This is a genomic window from Streptococcus sp. 1643 (genome assembly GCF_006228325.1).
In the GTDB taxonomy this organism is placed as follows: domain Bacteria; phylum Bacillota; class Bacilli; order Lactobacillales; family Streptococcaceae; genus Streptococcus.
The window spans coordinates 1001698-1018843 of record NZ_CP040231.1 but is presented as its reverse complement, the minus strand read 5'-3'; the positions used below and the strand labels follow the sequence as shown (position 1 = coordinate 1018843).

The 17146-nt window shown below is 39.9% G+C and carries 18 protein-coding genes and 1 pseudogene; all 19 read left to right on the top strand.

Annotated elements, in window-relative coordinates; genetic code table 11:
• The first annotated feature begins 350 nt into the window (after positions 1 to 350).
• The 19 genes and pseudogenes from eno (at position 351) to FD735_RS05330 (ending at position 16998) form a co-directional block, all read left to right on the top strand.
• The gene (eno, locus tag FD735_RS05420) at positions 351 to 1655 is read left to right on the top strand and encodes a surface-displayed alpha-enolase (protein WP_000022821.1); all 1305 of its coding nucleotides are present in this window, start codon (positions 351 to 353) and stop codon (positions 1653 to 1655) included.
• 175 nt (positions 1656 to 1830) lie between these two features.
• Positions 1831 to 2325 (top strand): YkgJ family cysteine cluster protein, encoded by a 495-nt coding sequence (locus FD735_RS05415; protein ID WP_139658670.1) that lies wholly within the window; start codon positions 1831 to 1833, stop codon positions 2323 to 2325.
• Between the two features lie 198 nt (positions 2326 to 2523).
• Complete coding sequence (locus tag FD735_RS05410) at positions 2524 to 3360, top strand: AraC family transcriptional regulator (RefSeq protein ID WP_139658669.1); 837 nt, start codon at positions 2524 to 2526, stop codon at positions 3358 to 3360.
• A 191-nt stretch (positions 3361 to 3551) separates the two neighbouring features.
• The gene (locus FD735_RS05405) at positions 3552 to 4595 is read left to right on the top strand and encodes a bifunctional glycosyltransferase family 2/GtrA family protein (protein WP_001108588.1); all 1044 of its coding nucleotides are present in this window, start codon (positions 3552 to 3554) and stop codon (positions 4593 to 4595) included.
• Positions 4592 to 5503, top strand: coding sequence for a phosphodiester glycosidase family protein (locus FD735_RS05400; protein ID WP_070567417.1), 912 nt, complete (start codon positions 4592 to 4594; stop codon positions 5501 to 5503). Before FD735_RS05405 ends, FD735_RS05400 begins: the two co-directional genes overlap by 4 nt.
• Positions 5478 to 5888, top strand: coding sequence for a hypothetical protein (locus FD735_RS05395; protein ID WP_139658668.1), 411 nt, complete (start codon positions 5478 to 5480; stop codon positions 5886 to 5888). The genes FD735_RS05400 and FD735_RS05395 overlap by 26 nt, the downstream gene beginning before the upstream one ends.
• 155 nt (positions 5889 to 6043) lie before the next feature.
• Positions 6044 to 6958, top strand: coding sequence for a peptidase (locus FD735_RS05390; protein ID WP_139658667.1), 915 nt, complete (start codon positions 6044 to 6046; stop codon positions 6956 to 6958).
• Positions 6959 to 7085: 127 nt separating this feature from the next.
• A complete protein-coding gene (locus FD735_RS05385) occupies positions 7086 to 7628 on the top strand; it encodes a ClbS/DfsB family four-helix bundle protein (RefSeq protein WP_139658666.1) in 543 nt (180 codons plus the stop codon).
• A gap of 285 nt (positions 7629 to 7913) precedes the next feature.
• Entirely contained in the window at positions 7914 to 8417 is a 504-nt protein-coding gene (locus FD735_RS09940) for a hypothetical protein (protein ID WP_139658665.1), read from the top strand.
• Positions 8418 to 8502: 85 nt separating this feature from the next.
• Positions 8503 to 9117: pseudogene (locus FD735_RS05375) on the top strand (hypothetical protein).
• 35 nt (positions 9118 to 9152) lie between these two features.
• Positions 9153 to 9845 (top strand): YjjG family noncanonical pyrimidine nucleotidase, encoded by a 693-nt coding sequence (locus FD735_RS05370; protein ID WP_139658664.1) that lies wholly within the window; start codon positions 9153 to 9155, stop codon positions 9843 to 9845.
• Between the two features lie 23 nt (positions 9846 to 9868).
• Complete coding sequence (locus FD735_RS05365; protein ID WP_061427397.1) at positions 9869 to 10162, top strand: hypothetical protein; 294 nt, start codon at positions 9869 to 9871, stop codon at positions 10160 to 10162.
• A 122-nt stretch (positions 10163 to 10284) separates the two neighbouring features.
• Positions 10285 to 11040 carry a DUF4336 domain-containing protein gene (locus FD735_RS05360; protein WP_139658663.1) on the top strand — a complete coding sequence of 252 codons (756 nt, stop codon included), beginning with the start codon at positions 10285 to 10287 and terminating at the stop codon, positions 11038 to 11040.
• A gap of 11 nt (positions 11041 to 11051) precedes the next feature.
• Entirely contained in the window at positions 11052 to 11705 is a 654-nt protein-coding gene (locus tag FD735_RS05355) for a uracil-DNA glycosylase (RefSeq protein WP_139658662.1), read from the top strand.
• A 9-nt stretch (positions 11706 to 11714) separates the two neighbouring features.
• On the top strand, positions 11715 to 12179 hold the full coding sequence (locus tag FD735_RS05350) for an 8-oxo-dGTP diphosphatase (protein WP_050227747.1): 465 nt from the start codon (positions 11715 to 11717) through the stop codon (positions 12177 to 12179).
• A gap of 12 nt (positions 12180 to 12191) precedes the next feature.
• On the top strand, positions 12192 to 13460 hold the full coding sequence (locus FD735_RS05345; RefSeq protein ID WP_076984553.1) for a dihydroorotase: 1269 nt from the start codon (positions 12192 to 12194) through the stop codon (positions 13458 to 13460).
• 41 nt (positions 13461 to 13501) lie between these two features.
• Positions 13502 to 14842: an MATE family efflux transporter gene (locus tag FD735_RS05340; RefSeq protein WP_139658661.1), complete on the top strand. Its 1341-nt coding sequence runs from the start codon at positions 13502 to 13504 to the stop codon at positions 14840 to 14842.
• A gap of 178 nt (positions 14843 to 15020) precedes the next feature.
• The gene (locus FD735_RS05335; protein ID WP_139658660.1) at positions 15021 to 15989 is read left to right on the top strand and encodes a thiamine pyrophosphate-dependent dehydrogenase E1 component subunit alpha; all 969 of its coding nucleotides are present in this window, start codon (positions 15021 to 15023) and stop codon (positions 15987 to 15989) included.
• 16 nt (positions 15990 to 16005) lie between these two features.
• Positions 16006 to 16998 carry an alpha-ketoacid dehydrogenase subunit beta gene (locus FD735_RS05330; protein ID WP_000448714.1) on the top strand — a complete coding sequence of 331 codons (993 nt, stop codon included), beginning with the start codon at positions 16006 to 16008 and terminating at the stop codon, positions 16996 to 16998.
• Positions 16999 to 17146 lie beyond the last annotated feature (148 nt).

Here is a 17146-nt window from a genome sequence, read left to right as displayed (position 1 = left end):
TATAGTATAGTATCAAATTTAACTCAATTTTTAAAGTGAATAAAGTATTTGATATGGAATTGTAAAATACTAACACTTGTGACATATATTTTAAATTACTTGTAAAATTAAATGTAGAACTTGTTTAATCGACATAAATGAATTATTATTTTGATTAATATTAATAAAGGTTATAACGATTTCATATTTAAACAAGTTGATAATTTTAAGTGGATAAACAGGAAATTGTGAAAGCGATTACTTTATAAAGTTAAGGAAAATTTGCACAAAGATAACGTTTTTTCTTGAAAAACGCTTATTTTTAAGGTATCATAGAGGTGTAAAAAATTTAACTCAAAGGAGAGTAAAAAATGTCAATTATTACTGATGTTTACGCTCGCGAAGTCCTAGACTCACGCGGTAACCCAACACTTGAAGTAGAAGTTTATACTGAATCAGGTGCTTTCGGACGTGGTATGGTTCCATCAGGAGCTTCTACTGGTGAACACGAAGCAGTTGAACTTCGCGACGGTGACAAATCTCGTTACGGTGGTCTTGGTACACAAAAAGCTGTTGACAACGTAAACAACATCATCGCTGAAGCAATCATCGGCTACGATGTACGTGACCAACAAGCTATTGACCGTGCTATGATCGCACTTGACGGTACTCCTAATAAAGGTAAATTGGGTGCAAACGCAATTCTTGGTGTATCTATCGCTGTAGCTCGTGCTGCTGCTGACTACCTTGAAATCCCACTTTACAGCTACCTTGGTGGATTCAACACTAAAGTTCTTCCAACTCCAATGATGAACATCATCAACGGTGGTTCTCACTCTGATGCTCCAATTGCTTTCCAAGAATTCATGATCGTACCTGCTGGTGCACCATCATTCAAAGAAGCTCTTCGTTGGGGTGCTGAAATCTTCCACGCACTTAAGAAAATCCTTAAATCACGTGGTTTGGAAACTGCCGTAGGTGACGAAGGTGGATTCGCTCCTCGTTTCGAAGGAACTGAAGACGGTGTTGAAACTATCCTTGCTGCGATCGAAGCTGCTGGATATGTTCCTGGTAAAGACGTATTTATCGGATTTGACTGTGCATCATCAGAATTCTACGATAAAGAACGTAAAGTTTACGACTACACTAAATTCGAAGGTGAAGGCGCTGCTGTACGTACTGCTGCAGAACAAATCGACTACCTTGAAGAATTGGTAAACAAATACCCAATCATCACTATCGAAGATGGTATGGATGAAAACGACTGGGACGGTTGGAAAGCTCTTACTGAACGTCTTGGTGGTAAAGTTCAATTGGTTGGTGACGACTTCTTCGTAACAAACACTTCTTACCTTGAAAAAGGTATTGCAGAAGGTGCTGCTAACTCAATCCTTATCAAAGTTAACCAAATCGGTACTCTTACTGAAACATTCGACGCTATCGAAATGGCGAAAGAAGCTGGTTACACTGCAGTTGTATCACACCGTTCAGGTGAAACTGAAGATTCAACAATCGCTGACATCGCAGTTGCAACAAACGCAGGACAAATCAAGACTGGTTCACTTTCACGTACAGACCGTATCGCTAAATACAACCAATTGCTTCGTATCGAAGACCAACTTGGTGAAGTAGCTGAATACCGTGGATTGAAATCATTCTACAACTTGAAAAAATAAAATAGTTCAGTGAACTATTTTATCCCGAACCTTGAAATTCAAAAGTTCGGCCGTTGATTTAGCAACGTTTTAAGCCCCTCGGATTTTTTCCGAAGGGCTTTTTTCTGTTCCGGGGGCAAAAAGGGGGCTGAGATTATGGTATAATAGACAAAAACACTTGTATTAGAAAGAAACTATGTCTAAAGAAATTGATATTGAGTATTACCACCAACTAGTACTGCAAAAGCAGAAGGAGCATCGTAAAGTTTTAGCTAATCTAAAGAAAAAACCTCCTAAAAACTTAGATAAGATTGCGCAGCAGATTCACCAAGAAGTCTTTGCTGAGATTGATTGTACTGCCTGTGCTAACTGTTGCAAGACTTTGGGGCCCGACTTCAAAGAAGCGGATATTACCCGTATCGCCAAGTACTTTAAGATGAAATTACCGGCTTTTGAAGCGGAATTTCTTCAGGTGGATGAAGATGGGGATAAAGTTTTCAAATCCATGCCTTGCCCCTTTCTAGGAGGAGATAATCTCTGTTCCATCTATGACGTTCGTCCCAAGGCTTGCCGTGAATTTCCCCATACAGACCGGAAAAAGATCCATCAAATCAACCATTTGACGATTAAGAATACCTTGACCTGCCCTGCAGCCTATCTCTTTGTTGAGAAATTAAAAGATAAGTTATAGAATTTACACCTTTAAATCTTGTACAAAGATTCTAGGGTGGAAGTATCTTGTATTTGTTAGAATATAGATAGAATTGAACACGGACAAAAAGCTATGCGAAAAAGAAAAAATTGCCTAGAATTAGAAGAACCACGTTAATTTTCCTATTTTCACTTTGCTTTTAACGGCCTTAGTATCTTTTATGAGGTGAAAAAGAATATGATGCATCAATTCAATCAAACCATGGATTATTTGGAGCAGCAGCTGACTGGAGAAGTGGATATGAAAAGATTTCAGCAGTTATCGGGCTATTCTTACCCTCTCTTTAGCAGGCTATTTTCTATCCTGGCAGATATGACATTAGCAGAATACTTGCGCAATCGCAGGTTGTCAGAAGCTGTGACAGACTTGCGGGAAGGTGCTGAGAAAGTCATTGACATAGCACTGAAATACGGCTATGAGTCTGCTGACGCCTTCAGCGCAGCATTTAAGAAATTCCATGGTGCAACCCCCTCAGAAGTTCGAAATGGAAAACCTTATCGGGTCTTTCCTAGACTTCAATTATCCTTAAAAATCACAGGAGGAAAGACTATGGATATCAAGATTCAAAAGAAACCTGCTTTGTCCGTGGCAGGCGTCCTATTGGAAACTATTGACAATAGCCAGTGCCCGTCTGCTTGGGAGGATCTCTATAACAATCACAGCTTGGAAAGCCTAGAGAACCTAGGCAGTGGCCAATCCTTCGGCATCTGCTCGGATGTCAAAGAAGGCGAAATCATCAACTACATGGCTGCTTATGATGTGACGGATAAAGTCAAAGCAGACGAGCTAGGTCTGTTCATCAAAGATATCCCAGCCGCTGAATATGCTATTGTCCCAGTCAAAGGTCCTATACCAGCTAGCATTCACAATGCTTGGAAATATGTCTTGGAGGTCTTTTTCTCTGAAACAGGCTATCGCCACTCAGGAGCGCCAGACTTTGAAGTCTATACTGAAGGAGACATGTCGTCACCAGACTATCAAATGGAATTATGGATACCAGTGATTAAGTACTAGATCATTTTCTGACATTTTATAAAGATGCAAATCGAACTCTGTAGAAGATAGCTTTTACAGAGTTTTTCTTTCTTTGATTGAACGAATTTATGAGAAAAACAATAAATCTGATTTTACTTTAATTTAAGTATAAGGAATTTTTAAGCATTTACTTGTATACTTTTCCAATCATCAAAGAAAGAGGTGTAAATATGAACTATCTAGTTATTCCAGCTTACGAACCTGACTACAATCTCATCAAATTGATTGAAAAGATTCACAATAAGAGCGATTTTTACATCATTGTCATTGATGATGGAAGTTCGGCAGAATGCCAAGACATTTTTGCTCGAGCGAAGGATTTTGCGACGGTGCTTCACCACCAGGTCAATCAAGGAAAAGGTCAAGCTCTGAAAACAGCTTTTGAGCACATTCAGTCTCTCAATAAGCCAGGGACTGTGGTTACAGCAGACGCAGATGGACAGCACAGGATCTGGGACATATTTCGCAGCTTGACCAAATCAAATGAAAATCCTAATACACTTGTCCTTGGTGTCCGTGCCTTTACTGGCAAGGTTCCCTTGCGTAGTCGCTTTGGAAATAGCTTGACTCGTATCTTGTTTAAACTGCAAACGGGTGTCGCTGTATCCGACACACAGACAGGATTACGTGCCTTTTCAACGGATATGATCCCTTTTATGCTCAAGGTAGAAGGACAACGGTATGAATACGAGATGAACATGCTCCTCGAAGCAAGTCAAGCCTACCCACTCTTAGAAGTTCCGATTGAAACAGTCTATATCAACGACAATGAGGCTTCTCACTTCCGACCTATTCGAGATGGCTTGATGATTTATAAAAATATTTTAAAGTTTGCTCTCTCGTCTTTTAGTAGTTTTATCGTAGATTATGTGGTCTACGCTCTCTCTATTCTATGCTTGAGCTTTATTCCGACAGGTCTTCATGTTCTCCTCTCAAATGGTTTGGCACGTGTGACTAGCTCCATCTTTAACTTTTCTACCAACAAAAAATTGGTCTTTAAGAACAAGGCGAGCAGTTTTAAAACAGGAACAGGTTATTTTGGATTAGCAGTTGGTCTCTTTATCTTAGACACCATCCTGATTCGTCTCTTTAATTCAGGTCTTGGAGTCAATTTGCTGATTGCGAAGATTCTTGTCGGAATCATGCTCTTTATTCTCTCTTGGACAGTTCAAACTCGCTTTATTTTCAAAGAAAGGACCTGTAGCCCATTATGAAAGTTTTAAAGAAACCCTATCTATACGCTTCGGTCTTGGGCTTGCTCCTGACAAGCTCCTTTACCTATTCAATGTTGAAGACCTTTGTACTCGCTGAAACGATTTCCACTGTATCTAATACCGGCTCAGCCTCTAACACCGCAGCAGCAAGTCAGGCAGCAAAAAATGCCCAGGTGACGGATACTAGCTATTCAGATGGAAATATCAGTGTCACCCTCACTGAAAAGACTGTCAATGAAACGCAAGTCTATGTGGCAGATATAACCCTTAGTTCATCGGACTATCTGAAAACAGCTCTAGCTCAAAACTCCTATGGAACCAACGTCACAGCTAAAACCTCTGTAACGGCTGCTGAAAACAATGCTATTCTAGCTGTCAACGGTGACTACTATGGAGCCAATAGTTCTGGTTATGTTATCCGTAATGGAGTTGTCTATCGGGACAGTGTCCGTGAAGACGCTAGTAACGGTGACCTTGCTATTTACAAGGACGGCTCCTTTAAAATCATCTACGAGGACCAAGTTTCAGCCGATCAGTTGGTTCAGGACGGTGTCGTCAATTTACTGGCATTTGGTCCGTCTCTAGTTGAGAATGGAGAAATATCTGTTGATACCAATACAGAAGTCGGTCAGGCCATGTCATCGAATCCTCGTACTGCCATCGGGATTATCGATGAAAATCACTACATCATCGTCGTTTCGGATGGTCGTACCTCTGAAAGCAAAGGCTTATCACTTTACCAGATGGCAGAAGTGATGAAATCTTACGGAGTGAAGACAGCCTATAACCTCGATGGTGGTGGATCCTCAACTCTCTACTTTAACGGTCAGGTAATCAATAAACCGACTACAGGTGGAAGCAAGATATCAGAAAGGGCGGTGAGTGATATTGTCTACATCGGTTACTAAAAACAAAAACAAACGCCTCAAAAAGATACTCGTTAGCTATAGTCTTTTCACTATTTTCTTCTTTGCATTTAGCCGTATCTACGAGTTCCTTAGTTTTGGGGAGACGTCGCTTCATATGCACTATCTCTTTGCAGTTCCTCTACTAGGAGGCGCCATACTTGCATTTTTGTTGAAAATCATGCCAAACCTAGGACGAATCAGCCTAAACTTGTGGAACTCGGCAGTTGCAGTCCTAACAGCCGGAATGCTCTTTCGAGGAATTGTCAATCTATCAGGTCGTTCAACGACCTTAGATCAACCCTACTGGTATGTCGGCCTAGCCTTTGGTATTTTGGCTATCGCCTCACTTTTCTTTCATAAGGAAAACAGTCAAAAATTAGCTTAAAAATTGAAAACTGGTTGTTGAGAGAAACAGCCAGTTTTCTTGTTGAAGTTCATGACTATAGATCACAAATACCCATATTTTTTGTTTGGAATTTATGGGGTATGAGTAAAGTTATCTCGGTATAATAGTCCCATAGAAGATAAGGAGGCAGGAATATGCAGATGTATTTTGGAGATGTATCACTTTGCTATAGCTATTCATTGGCAATGGCACTCGACGCCTATGGTTATGACTTTAAAGCAGAGTTTTTAGAGGCAATTATGGTGATGGGAAATGGCGCTAGTATCGTAAAGGAAGATGAGCAGCACCCTCTAGTATTCTTTGATAATGGAATGCCAGACCTTTCCATCTCACATTCCTTAAAAATACTAGGTTTTGACTATGAGGATTTCTATCTAAAAAATGGAACAGAAGTAGATTTGGAAGAGATTAAAGGAAAGTTGGAAACGTTTCTGTCCAATGGACCAGTCGTACTGGGTCCTCTTGATATGGGCCACTTGACTTACAATCCAAATCACACAATGCTTTATGGTGTAGATCACTTTGTAATAGTGTATGCTGTTGATGGTCAGTATCTCTATTTGCATGATCCAGCTGGTTTTGCCTGTATGAAGGTTGCTTTTAATGACATTTTAGAAGCTTGGAAGGCAGAAGCTATTGACTATAAGCGTGGAGCATACTCCATGTGGGGAAATTTTAAGAAGGTCAAGAGTCCTAGTCAAACTCAAATCTATCAAGAAACGGCGAGGATTATGAGATCCAGATATCTGGATGGACAAAGTAATGTCTTGGAATGTTATGCAAAAGCAATTGCTGAAAACGGCTTAAATACGGAGCAAAAGCAATTGCATCAGTATTTCAGCTTTAAACTTGCTGCTGTTCGAAATCTCTATCTCAGTAAATTCTTAAAAGACCATGATCCCGAAGGGGCAAGATTAAAAGAGGAATTGGCTTCTTTATTTGGTCAAGCTCACCTTTCGTGTTTAAAAGAAGATTACCAAGAATTAGCCCACTTGCTCTATCAGATAGCTGAAGTGGATGACCGCTTTAGAGATTTATATGTAAAGTAGTGACTATAAGTATAAAATAACTAGTCAGTAAAAGCAGTTTTTCGTAAAAAGAAGAACTGTTTTTTGATTATGGTATAATGAAGTAAGAAAACACCTTAACCTACTAGAAAATGAGGGGAGAAATCCTATGCCAAGACCAAAAACAAAAGATGAGCTAGTGTTAGCCTCTAAGGAAAACTATGAAAAGCTCAATCACCTTATATCTAAATTAAGTGAAGAGGAGCTACGGATTCCTTTTGATTTTTCAAAAGACAAAAAGAAAAAAGAAGCTCACTGGAATAGAGATAAAAATTTACGGGATGTCCTGATCCATCTCTATGAATGGCATCAGCTGCTTTTGACCTGGGTACATTCCAATCAAAAGGGTCATGAAAGATCTTTTCTCCCTGAACCTTATAATTGGAAAACTTATGGGGAAATGAATGTCGCTATTTGGAAGAAACACCAGAAAACGTCTTTAGAAGAAGCGACTAGGTTACTAGAGCAATCGCATAAAGAGGTTTTAGAGTTGATGGAAGGCTTTAGCAATGACCAACTCTTTAACAAAGGTGTCTATAAGTGGACGGGTGGGACAAGTCTAGGCTCCTACTTTGTGAGTGCCACTTCCAGCCACTATGATTGGGCTATTAAAAAACTCAAAGCTCATCAGAAAAATTGTAAGAATAGCTAGTTGAAGTGCTAATGAAATTTAGAAAAGGTTCTTCTAAGCTTCGAATAGCTTCATTCTCGTGATTTTTGAACAATTTTAGCTTTAGAATCCTTCAAAAATTAAAATTCAAGGCTATCATAGACTTAGAATAGCTCTAAAACATTTATTTTAATGTAATTTTAAGTTTAGGATTGCATTTATATTAAAGAAATTGGGCTGTTCTATTCTTAGAATGCCTTTATTCTGTGAAATGTTGACTAGAAACTGGTTCGAATGGCTTTTTTTCTGATATAGGATGATAGATAGATGGGGGAGATGATGAACATACAAAAAGAGAAAGTTAGAAAAGAGTTGGTGTCCCTCTGTTTGGGAGAGTTCACAGCCGTCCTATCCTTTTGGTTTTGTTTTTTCCTTTTGAAAAACCGGCTTGCTGATTGGAATAGTCTAGTAACTGTTCTCTATCCTTTGTCTTTACTGACATTTATTTTGCTTCAAGGTTTAATCTATTGGGCGATTTTGATTAGAAGGCTGTCGAAACCTCAGTTCGGAAGCGGAAATGTCCCTAAACTATATGGTGGTTTCAGAATACTAGACCTTGTTTTACTTATTTTAGGCTTTCCTTTTATTTTCTGGAATACACAGAGTCTCCAAGTAGCCATCTTAGCCACACTGATACAACTTTTTGCCCTTATCGAATGGGTTAATTATTTCCTCCTACGCCTATCTTATAGTTTGAACCCACTTGTTTTATGGAAACGAATTACCAAGGGGAAACTTGAAAAGAGCAGAATAGCCAAGGAGTTGGGGTAGGGGGAATGAGGAGGTTACCCATTCGTTTTGTAATATGCTATAATAAATCTATCATTTTTTAATAACTACTTTAAGAGAGATAAGTATGCAAATTAACTATAATAGAAGACAGAAATCAGATATTGTTATTTCTAAACCGTCAGCCAGCGAAGTAGGAAAATACTTGAAATCGTGGAAAAATCTTAAAAATTATAAGTTGCAAGAAGATGCTTTAGATAAATTATTTTTTTAGCTATTGCCAAGCAACGAAGAAATTTCTGACATCTTATTAAAGGTTGCTACGTTGAATGATTTTTACAGCACAAATATTTTTTCAGTTTATCCAGTTGCAGAACATATACTGAGTCTTAAAATTGACGAGAGGTTGAGACAAGGTGATGTAACTTTAGTCAATGAAATTCAAAATGTTACGATCAATGGTGTAACTAGAAAGTTTTATTCTTTTTCTACTAAATACTGTTCCCATCACAATCCTAAAGAATACCCTATTTATGATAGCTACGTAGAAAAGGTATTGAAATACTTTAGAAAAACAGATAAATTTTCTAAATTTAAGAATGCAGACCTAAAAGATTATCAAAAATTTAAAAATATAATTATTGCTTTTAGAGAATACTACGGATTAGAAGAATTTAATCTTAAAGAGATTGATCAGTATTTATGGCAGTTGGGAAAAGAATATTTCCCTAATAAATACTAGTAACTTGTTCTCACTTAGAAAGGAAAACTCTCAAATTGTCCTACAAATTTCTACTCTTCGATCTCGACCACACCTTGCTTGATTTTGATGCTGCTGAGGATGTGGCTTTGACGCAACTTCTAAAGGAAGAAGGAGTTGAGGATATCCAAGCCTACAAAGATTATTACGTTCCGATGAACAAGGCTCTCTGGAAAGACTTGGAGCAAAAGAAAATTAGTAAACAAGAGCTGATTAACACGCGCTTTTCTCGTTTATTTGCTCATTTTGGACTGGAGAAAGACGGTAGGTTACTTGCTCAGCGTTACCAGTTTTTTCTAGCCCAGCAGGGGCAAACTCTTTCGGGCGCTCATGAACTTTTGGACAGCCTCATCGAACGTGATTATGACTTGTATGCTGCGACAAATGGCATTACTGCCATTCAGACGGGTCGTCTGGCTCAATCAGGTCTGGCTCCCTGTTTCAACCAAGTTTTTATCTCTGAGCAGTTGCAAACTCAAAAACCTGATGCACTATTTTATGAAAAAATCGGTCAAGAGATTGCTGGATTTGATAAAGAAAAGACGCTGATGATTGGAGATTCCCTTACAGCTGATATTCAAGGTGGTAATAATGCTGTAATTGACACTATCTGGTACAACCCTCATCGCCTTGAAAATCACACACAAGCCCAGCCAACTTATGAAGTCCATTCTTACCAGGACTTGCTGGATTGTTTGGATGCTATGTAGTGCTTTTCCTAAGAGGGGATGATATGGAAGCTAAAGTCATTGAAGAGATTGACAATTTACTAAACCTCATCGAGCAATATCAGTTAAAAGGTGTGATTGCTCAAGTAAATACGTTAAAAGAGTTAAAGTATATCATAAGCAATCATATAGAGTTAAGTACTCGAGAGAAGATGAATATCCACTATTCACTCTTTCTCCCTAGGGGTGGTTTATCTGAACTCTACTATATGGACGCTAATCTTGAACGGATGATGTCTGTAAATAATCAACTTTCCTATGCTATTGATTCAATCGAAAAGTTTTTAATGGCTGATTGATACTGTGAATACTAATGTCCAATACTAGGATGAATAACAGTATATATAAGAACTGTAAAAAGTGGTTTCAATAGCCACTTTTTGCTATAATAGAGGCAGTAAAAATGAAGGAGTAGTAAATGATGTCAAGACCAGCTCTTTCTCTTTATGCACCATTGTATACACTAAAGGAAGTTGATCAAAATATCTGGATAGTAGACGGTGATCTGATTCAAATGGATATGAAGATCTTCAAACTACCTTTTCAGACACGTATGACGGTGGTTAAGTTAAATGATGGCAAACTCTGGATTCATTCTCCTATCGCGCCAAACGAGGAGCTCTTTACTGAACTGGATGCTTTGGGCAGAGTCGCTTACCTGATTTCTCCAAATAAGATTCACTATACCTATATTGCAGATTGGAAAAAAAGATATCCTCATGCGCAAGCATGGTCTAGTCCAGGAGTTGAAGAGAGAGCGAAAAGTCAGAAAGTAAAGCTGGTATTTGATGCTCCCTTAACAGATGAGTCTCCTGACTTATGGTCTGACGAGATTGATCAACTTATTTTTAAGGGAAGTTCTGTGATTGAAGAAGTGGTGTTTTTTCATAAATCGACTAAAACACTCATTGTAACGGACCTTATAGAGAATTTTGAACCAGAAAAGATAGCTAGTCCAATCCGAAGAAAAGTTTATCGTTTAGCCCGAGTAACAGCCCCTGATGGGCAAACTCCTATCGATTATAGGATGACCTTTTTTAGAAGACAAATAGAGGCAAAGGTTTCCTTTTCCCGTATGTTAAACTGGGAACCTGATAAGATTATACTTGCACACGGCCTATGCTTTTTTGAGAATGGTACGGATGAATTAAGACGTGCTTTTAGATGGATACGGTAAAGGAGAGAAAGATGCAACACTCGTCTTGGCATGCTTTGATTAAGGAGCAATTACCTGAGGGGTATTTCGGGAAAATCAATCAGTTTATGAATCAGGTCTATGCTCAGGGAACTGTATACCCACCCAAGAAAAAAGTTTTTCAGGCTCTATTAACTACACCGCTTGAAGAGGTTAAGGCGGTGATTCTGGGGCAGGATCCTTATCATGGACCAGGTCAGGCGCAGGGCTTGAGTTTTTCGGTTCCAGATGCTATTCCAGCTCCGCCATCCTTGCAAAATATCTTGAAAGAATTAGCTGATGATGTTGGAGTTAAGGAATCCCATGATTTGACAGCTTGGGCTGAGCAAGGTGTCTTACTTCTCAATACTTGCTTGACGGTTCCTGCTGGTCAGGCCAATGGTCATGCTGGTCAAATATGGGAGCCATTTACAGATGCTGTGATTCAGGTTGTAAATACTCTAGACAGACCTGTAGTCTTTGTACTCTGGGGAGCATATGCACGTAAGAAGAAGTCCTTGGTTACCAATCCTCACCACTTGATTATCGAATCAGCCCATCCTAGTCCTTTATCGGTTTATAGAGGATTTTGGGGTTCCAAGCCTTTTTCCAAGGCCAATGCATTCTTAAAAGAGACAGGACAAGAGCCAATCGATTGGCTTAGATAAGGAGAGAATATGCCTCAGTTAGCGACGATTTGCTACATTGATAACGGAAAAGAACTGCTCATGCTCCATCGCAATAAGAAGCCCAACGATGTCCATGAAGGCAAATGGATTGGTGTGGGTGGAAAGCTAGAGCGAGGTGAGACTCCACAGGAATGTGCAGCGCGTGAAATCCTCGAAGAAACAGGGCTCAAAGCCAAGCCGGTTCTAAAAGGTGTTATCACTTTTCCAGAATTCACACCAGATTTAGACTGGTACACCTATGTTTTTAAGGTGACGGAGTTTGAGGGTAACTTGATTGACTGCAATGAGGGGACGCTGGAATGGGTTCCCTATGATGAAGTTTTGAGCAAGCCAACTTGGGAGGGTGATCACACTTTTGTTGAGTGGCTTTTAGAAGATAAACCCTTCTTTTCAGCCAAGTTTGTTTATGATGGGGATAAATTATTGGATACCCAAGTTGATTTCTATGAATAAAGGAGAAAGCAGATGCTACTTATCAAAAATGGTCGTGTAATGGATCCCAAGTCTGGTTTGGATCAAGTGTGTGATGTTTTGGTCCAAGACGGAAAAATTGTCAAAATTGCGCCCGAAATCAAGGAAGAAGGAGCAGAAGTGATTGACGCTACGGGTCTTGTGGTAGCTCCTGGACTGGTTGATATCCATGTTCATTTCCGTGAACCTGGTCAAACCCACAAGGAGGACATCCATACTGGGGCCCTAGCAGCCGCTGCAGGTGGCTTTACAACCGTTGTTATGATGGCTAATACTAGTCCAACCATTTCGGATGTAGAGACTCTTCAAGAAGTTCTCCAGTCAGCTGCCAAGGAAAAGATTAACGTCAAGACAGTTGCGACCATTACTAAGAACTTTAATGGCCAAGACTTGACAGACTTTAAGGCGCTTTTAGAAGCAGGTGCGGTTGGTTTTTCTGATGACGGTATTCCGCTTGAGAGCAGTAAAGTGGTCAAGGAAGCCATGGAAGAAGCTAAAAAACTTAATACTTTTATTAGTCTTCATGAGGAAGATCCTGGTTTGAATGGGATTCTTGGATTTAACGAAAACATCGCTAAGGAACATTTTCATATCTGTGGAGCGACTGGGGTTGCTGAGTACGCTATGATTGCGCGTGATGTTATGATTGCCTATGCAACAAAGGCCCATGTGCACATTCAGCATTTGTCTAAGGAAGAAAGTGTCAAGGTAGTGGAGTTTGCTCAGGGATTAGGGGCGCAGGTCACAGCAGAAGTAGCGCCACAGCATTTCTCTAAGACAGAAGCTCTTCTTTTAACTCAAGGAAGCAATGCCAAAATGAATCCTCCACTTCGTTTGGAGTCAGACCGTCGTGCCGTTATCGAAGGTCTCAAGTCAGGTGTTATCACAGTTATCGCAACGGACCACGCTCCTCACCATGCAGATGAGAAAAATGTAGAAGATATCACCAAAGCACCATCTGGTATGACCGGTTTGGAAACCTCTCTTTCTCTTGGTTTGACTTATTTGGTGGAAGCTGGTGAGTTGAGCTTGATGGAATTGCTAGAAAAAATGACTGTTAATCCAGCCAAGCTTTACAACTTTGAAGCAGGTTATTTGGCTGAGAATGGTCCAGCGGACATCACTATCTTTGATGCCAAGGCTGATCGTACTGTTGGTCCAAACTTTGCTTCAAAATCAGCTAATTCTCCATTTATCGGTGAAACTTTAAAAGGGCAAGTTAAATATACCATCTGTAAGGGACAAATCGTCTACAAAAAATAGATGGGATTCTGCTCTATAAACTATAAGAATAGAGAGCGTATATGTATCCAACCCATCAATTTAAAGACAAATTTGTCTTATTTCTTAAGATATTTTTTCCTATCCTGATTTATCAGTTTGCCAATTATTCTGCCTCATTTGTTGATACAACCATGACTGGGCAGTACAATACCATGGACTTAGCAGGAGTATCAACTGCAACGAGTCTATGGAATCCTTTCTTTACTTTTTTAACAGGGATTGTTTCGGCCATGGTTCCCATCATAGGCCATCATCTGGGACGGGGCAAAAAGGAAGAAGTAGCATCTGATTTTTACCAATTTATCTACTTGGCTTTCGGACTGTCTTTGGTCTTGCTTGGAATGGTAGTATTCTTAGCGCCACCTGTCTTAAACAACATCGGACTAGAAGCTCAAGTGGCGGCAGTTGCAGTTTCCTATCTTTGGTACCTTTCTATCGGGATTATTCCCTTGTTGCTTTTTAGTGTCATTCGGTCATTGTTAGATTCTCTTGGTTTGACCAAACTATCTATGTATCTCATGCTCCTATTACTTCCGCTCAATAGTGGTTTTAACTATCTCTTGATATATGGAGCTTTCGGTTTCCCTGAGCTTGGTGGCGCAGGAGCAGGGCTAGGAACTTCGCTAGCCTATTGGGTTTTATTGGGCATTTCCCTGCTTGTTTTGTTCAAACAAAAAAGATTAAAAGCGTTACATCTTGAAAAACGCATTCCACTAAATATAGATAAAATCAAGGAAGGTGTTCGATTAGGTCTACCAATCGGGGGAACCGTATTTGCTGAAGTAGCCATTTTCTCCGTGGTTGGACTAATCATGGCTAAGTTTTCATCGCTCATCATTGCCAGTCACCAGTCAGCTATGAATTTTTCGAGTCTCATGTATGCTTTTCCTATGAGTATTTCCTCTGCTATGGCGATTGTTGTGTCTTACGAGGTGGGGGCCAAACGTTTTGAGGATGCAAAAATCTATGCTCGTCTGGGGAGAGTAACCGCCCTTATTTTTGCAGGTCTTACCCTATCTTTTCTCTACATTTTTAGAGATCGTGTAGCAAGTCTATATGGGAATGACTCTCAGTTCATTGAAACAACTGCTGTATTTCTAACCTACAGTCTCTTTTTCCAGCTAGCTGATACCTTTGCGGCTCCGCTCCAAGGAATTTTAAGAGGGTATAAGGACACTATCGTTCCTTTCTATCTTGGCTTAATCGGATATTGGGGAGTAGCGATACCTCTAGGATATTTACTAGATCAAGTAACTGACTTAGGGGCATTTGCTTACTGGATTGGGTTAATAGCCAGCTTGATTGTTTCTGGTTGTTTGTATCAATGGCGTTTGAAAACCATAATGAAAAGATTGAGCTAATTTCAAGAAATTATCCTGAAAAACAACTTTGTGAAAAAATGCTCTAACTAGAGAGAATCCCTGTTTTAACAGGGATTTATTTTTTTATATTGTGAAATTTTATTAGCCATATACTTTGACAGTGTATACTAAAAAAGGTAAAATAGTAAGGTAAGAACAAAGTTAGAAAGGCAAGATTATGTCAACTTTAGATAAGAATCTTTTGCTAGAGATGTTCCGTAAGATGGAAGAAATCCGTCGCATGGACTTAAAAATTGCTCAGTTAGTGAAAAAGGGAAAAGTTCCCGGTATGACTCACTTTTCTGTCGGAGAGGAAGCTGCTAACGTCGGAGCGATGCTGGCTCTTAATCCAGATGATCTGATTACCTCAAATCACCGTGGACACGGGCAAGCTATTGCTAAGGGGATTGACCTCAATGGAATGATGGCTGAAATCCTCGGGAAATACACTGGAACCTGTAAAGGAAAAGGTGGTTCTATGCATATCGCTGACCTGGATGCTGGTAACCTTGGTGCCAATGGTATCGTAGGTGGTGGTATGGGAATCGCTGTCGGTGCAGCCCTCAGTCAGCAAATGCAACATACTGGTAAAATCGTTGTCTGCTTCTTTGGAGATGGTGCGACCAACGAAGGTGTTTTCCACGAATCAGTGAACATGGCTTCTATTTGGAAACTTCCTGTTATTTTCTACTGCATTAACAACGGTTATGGGATTTCTGCGGATATCAAGAAAATGACCAATGTGGAGCATATCCATCAACGTAGTGCGGCATATGGAATTCCTGGAATGTTTATCGAAGATGGGAACAATGTCATCGATGTTTATGAAGGATTTAAGAAAGCTGTAGATCATGTTCGTGGTGGCAATGGCCCAGTCTTGATCGAAAGTGTAACCTATCGCTGGCTTGGCCACTCATCATCTGACCCTGGTAAATATCGTACGCGTGAAGAAGTGGAATTGTGGAAACAAAAAGACCCAATCGAAAACCTTCGTAACTACCTCGTTGAGAACAACATTGCAAGTGCAGAAGAATTGGAAGAAATTCAAGCACAAGTCAAGGAAGCAGTAGAAGCTTCTGTTAAATTTGCAGAAGAAAGTCCATTCCCACCGCTTGAATCAGCATTTGAAGATATTTACGCAGACTAAGGAGAAAGAGATAAAAATGGAAACAAAAACAATGTCGTTCCGTGACACCATTATCCTTGCTATGTCTGAGGAAATGCGTCGCGATGAAAATGTATTCTTGATGGGAGAAGACGTAGGTGTCTTTGGAGGGGACTTCGGAACTTCTGTTGGAATGCTCGAAGAATTTGGTCCAGAACGTGTCCGTGACTGTCCGATTTCTGAAGCTGCTATCTCAGGTGCAGCAGCAGGAGCAGCCATGACAGGACTTCGTCCAATTGTCGATATGACCTTCATGGACTTCTCTGTTATTGCCATGGACAATATCGTCAACCAAGCTGCTAAAACACGTTATATGTTTGGTGGGAAAGGTCAGGTTCCAATGACTGTCCGATGTGCAGCTGGTAACGGAGTTGGTTCTGCAGCTCAGCACTCTCAGTCTTTAGAGTCTTGGTTTACACACATTCCTGGTCTTAAGGTTGTAGCTCCAGGTACACCTGCTGACATGAAAGGACTGCTCAAGTCTTCTATCCGTGATAACAACCCTGTTATCATCCTTGAATACAAGTCAGAATTTAACCAAAAAGGGGAAGTGCCAGTTGATCCAGACTACACAATTCCACTTGGGGTTGGGGAAATCAAACGTGAAGGTACAGATGTAACAGTCGTTACTTATGGAAAAATGCTTCGCCGTGTGGTTCAAGCTGCCGAAGAATTGGCAGAAGAAGGAATTTCAGTTGAAATTGTGGACCCACGTACCCTTGTACCGCTTGATAAGGATATCATCATTAACTCAGTGAAGAAGACTGGTAAGGTCGTTCTGGTCAACGACGCTCACAAAACAAGTGGCTATATTGGAGAGATTTCAGCTATTATTTCAGAATCAGAAGCATTTGACTATCTAGATGCCCCAATCCGCCGTTGTGCAGGAGAAGATGTGCCAATGCCTTACGCACAAAATCTAGAAAATGCAATGATTCCAACAGTTGAAAGCATCAAAGATGCAATCCGAAAAACTTATAACAAGGAATAATACATAATATAAGTTATGTAAATAAAATAAAAAAGACGAGAAACTTTGTATCTTTTAGGTGCAAAACTCTTTTCGTCCTTGATATTATAGATTAGAGCACGGGCTAAAAGCTCGGAAAAAAGATAAATCTCCTTGACTTCATCGAAGT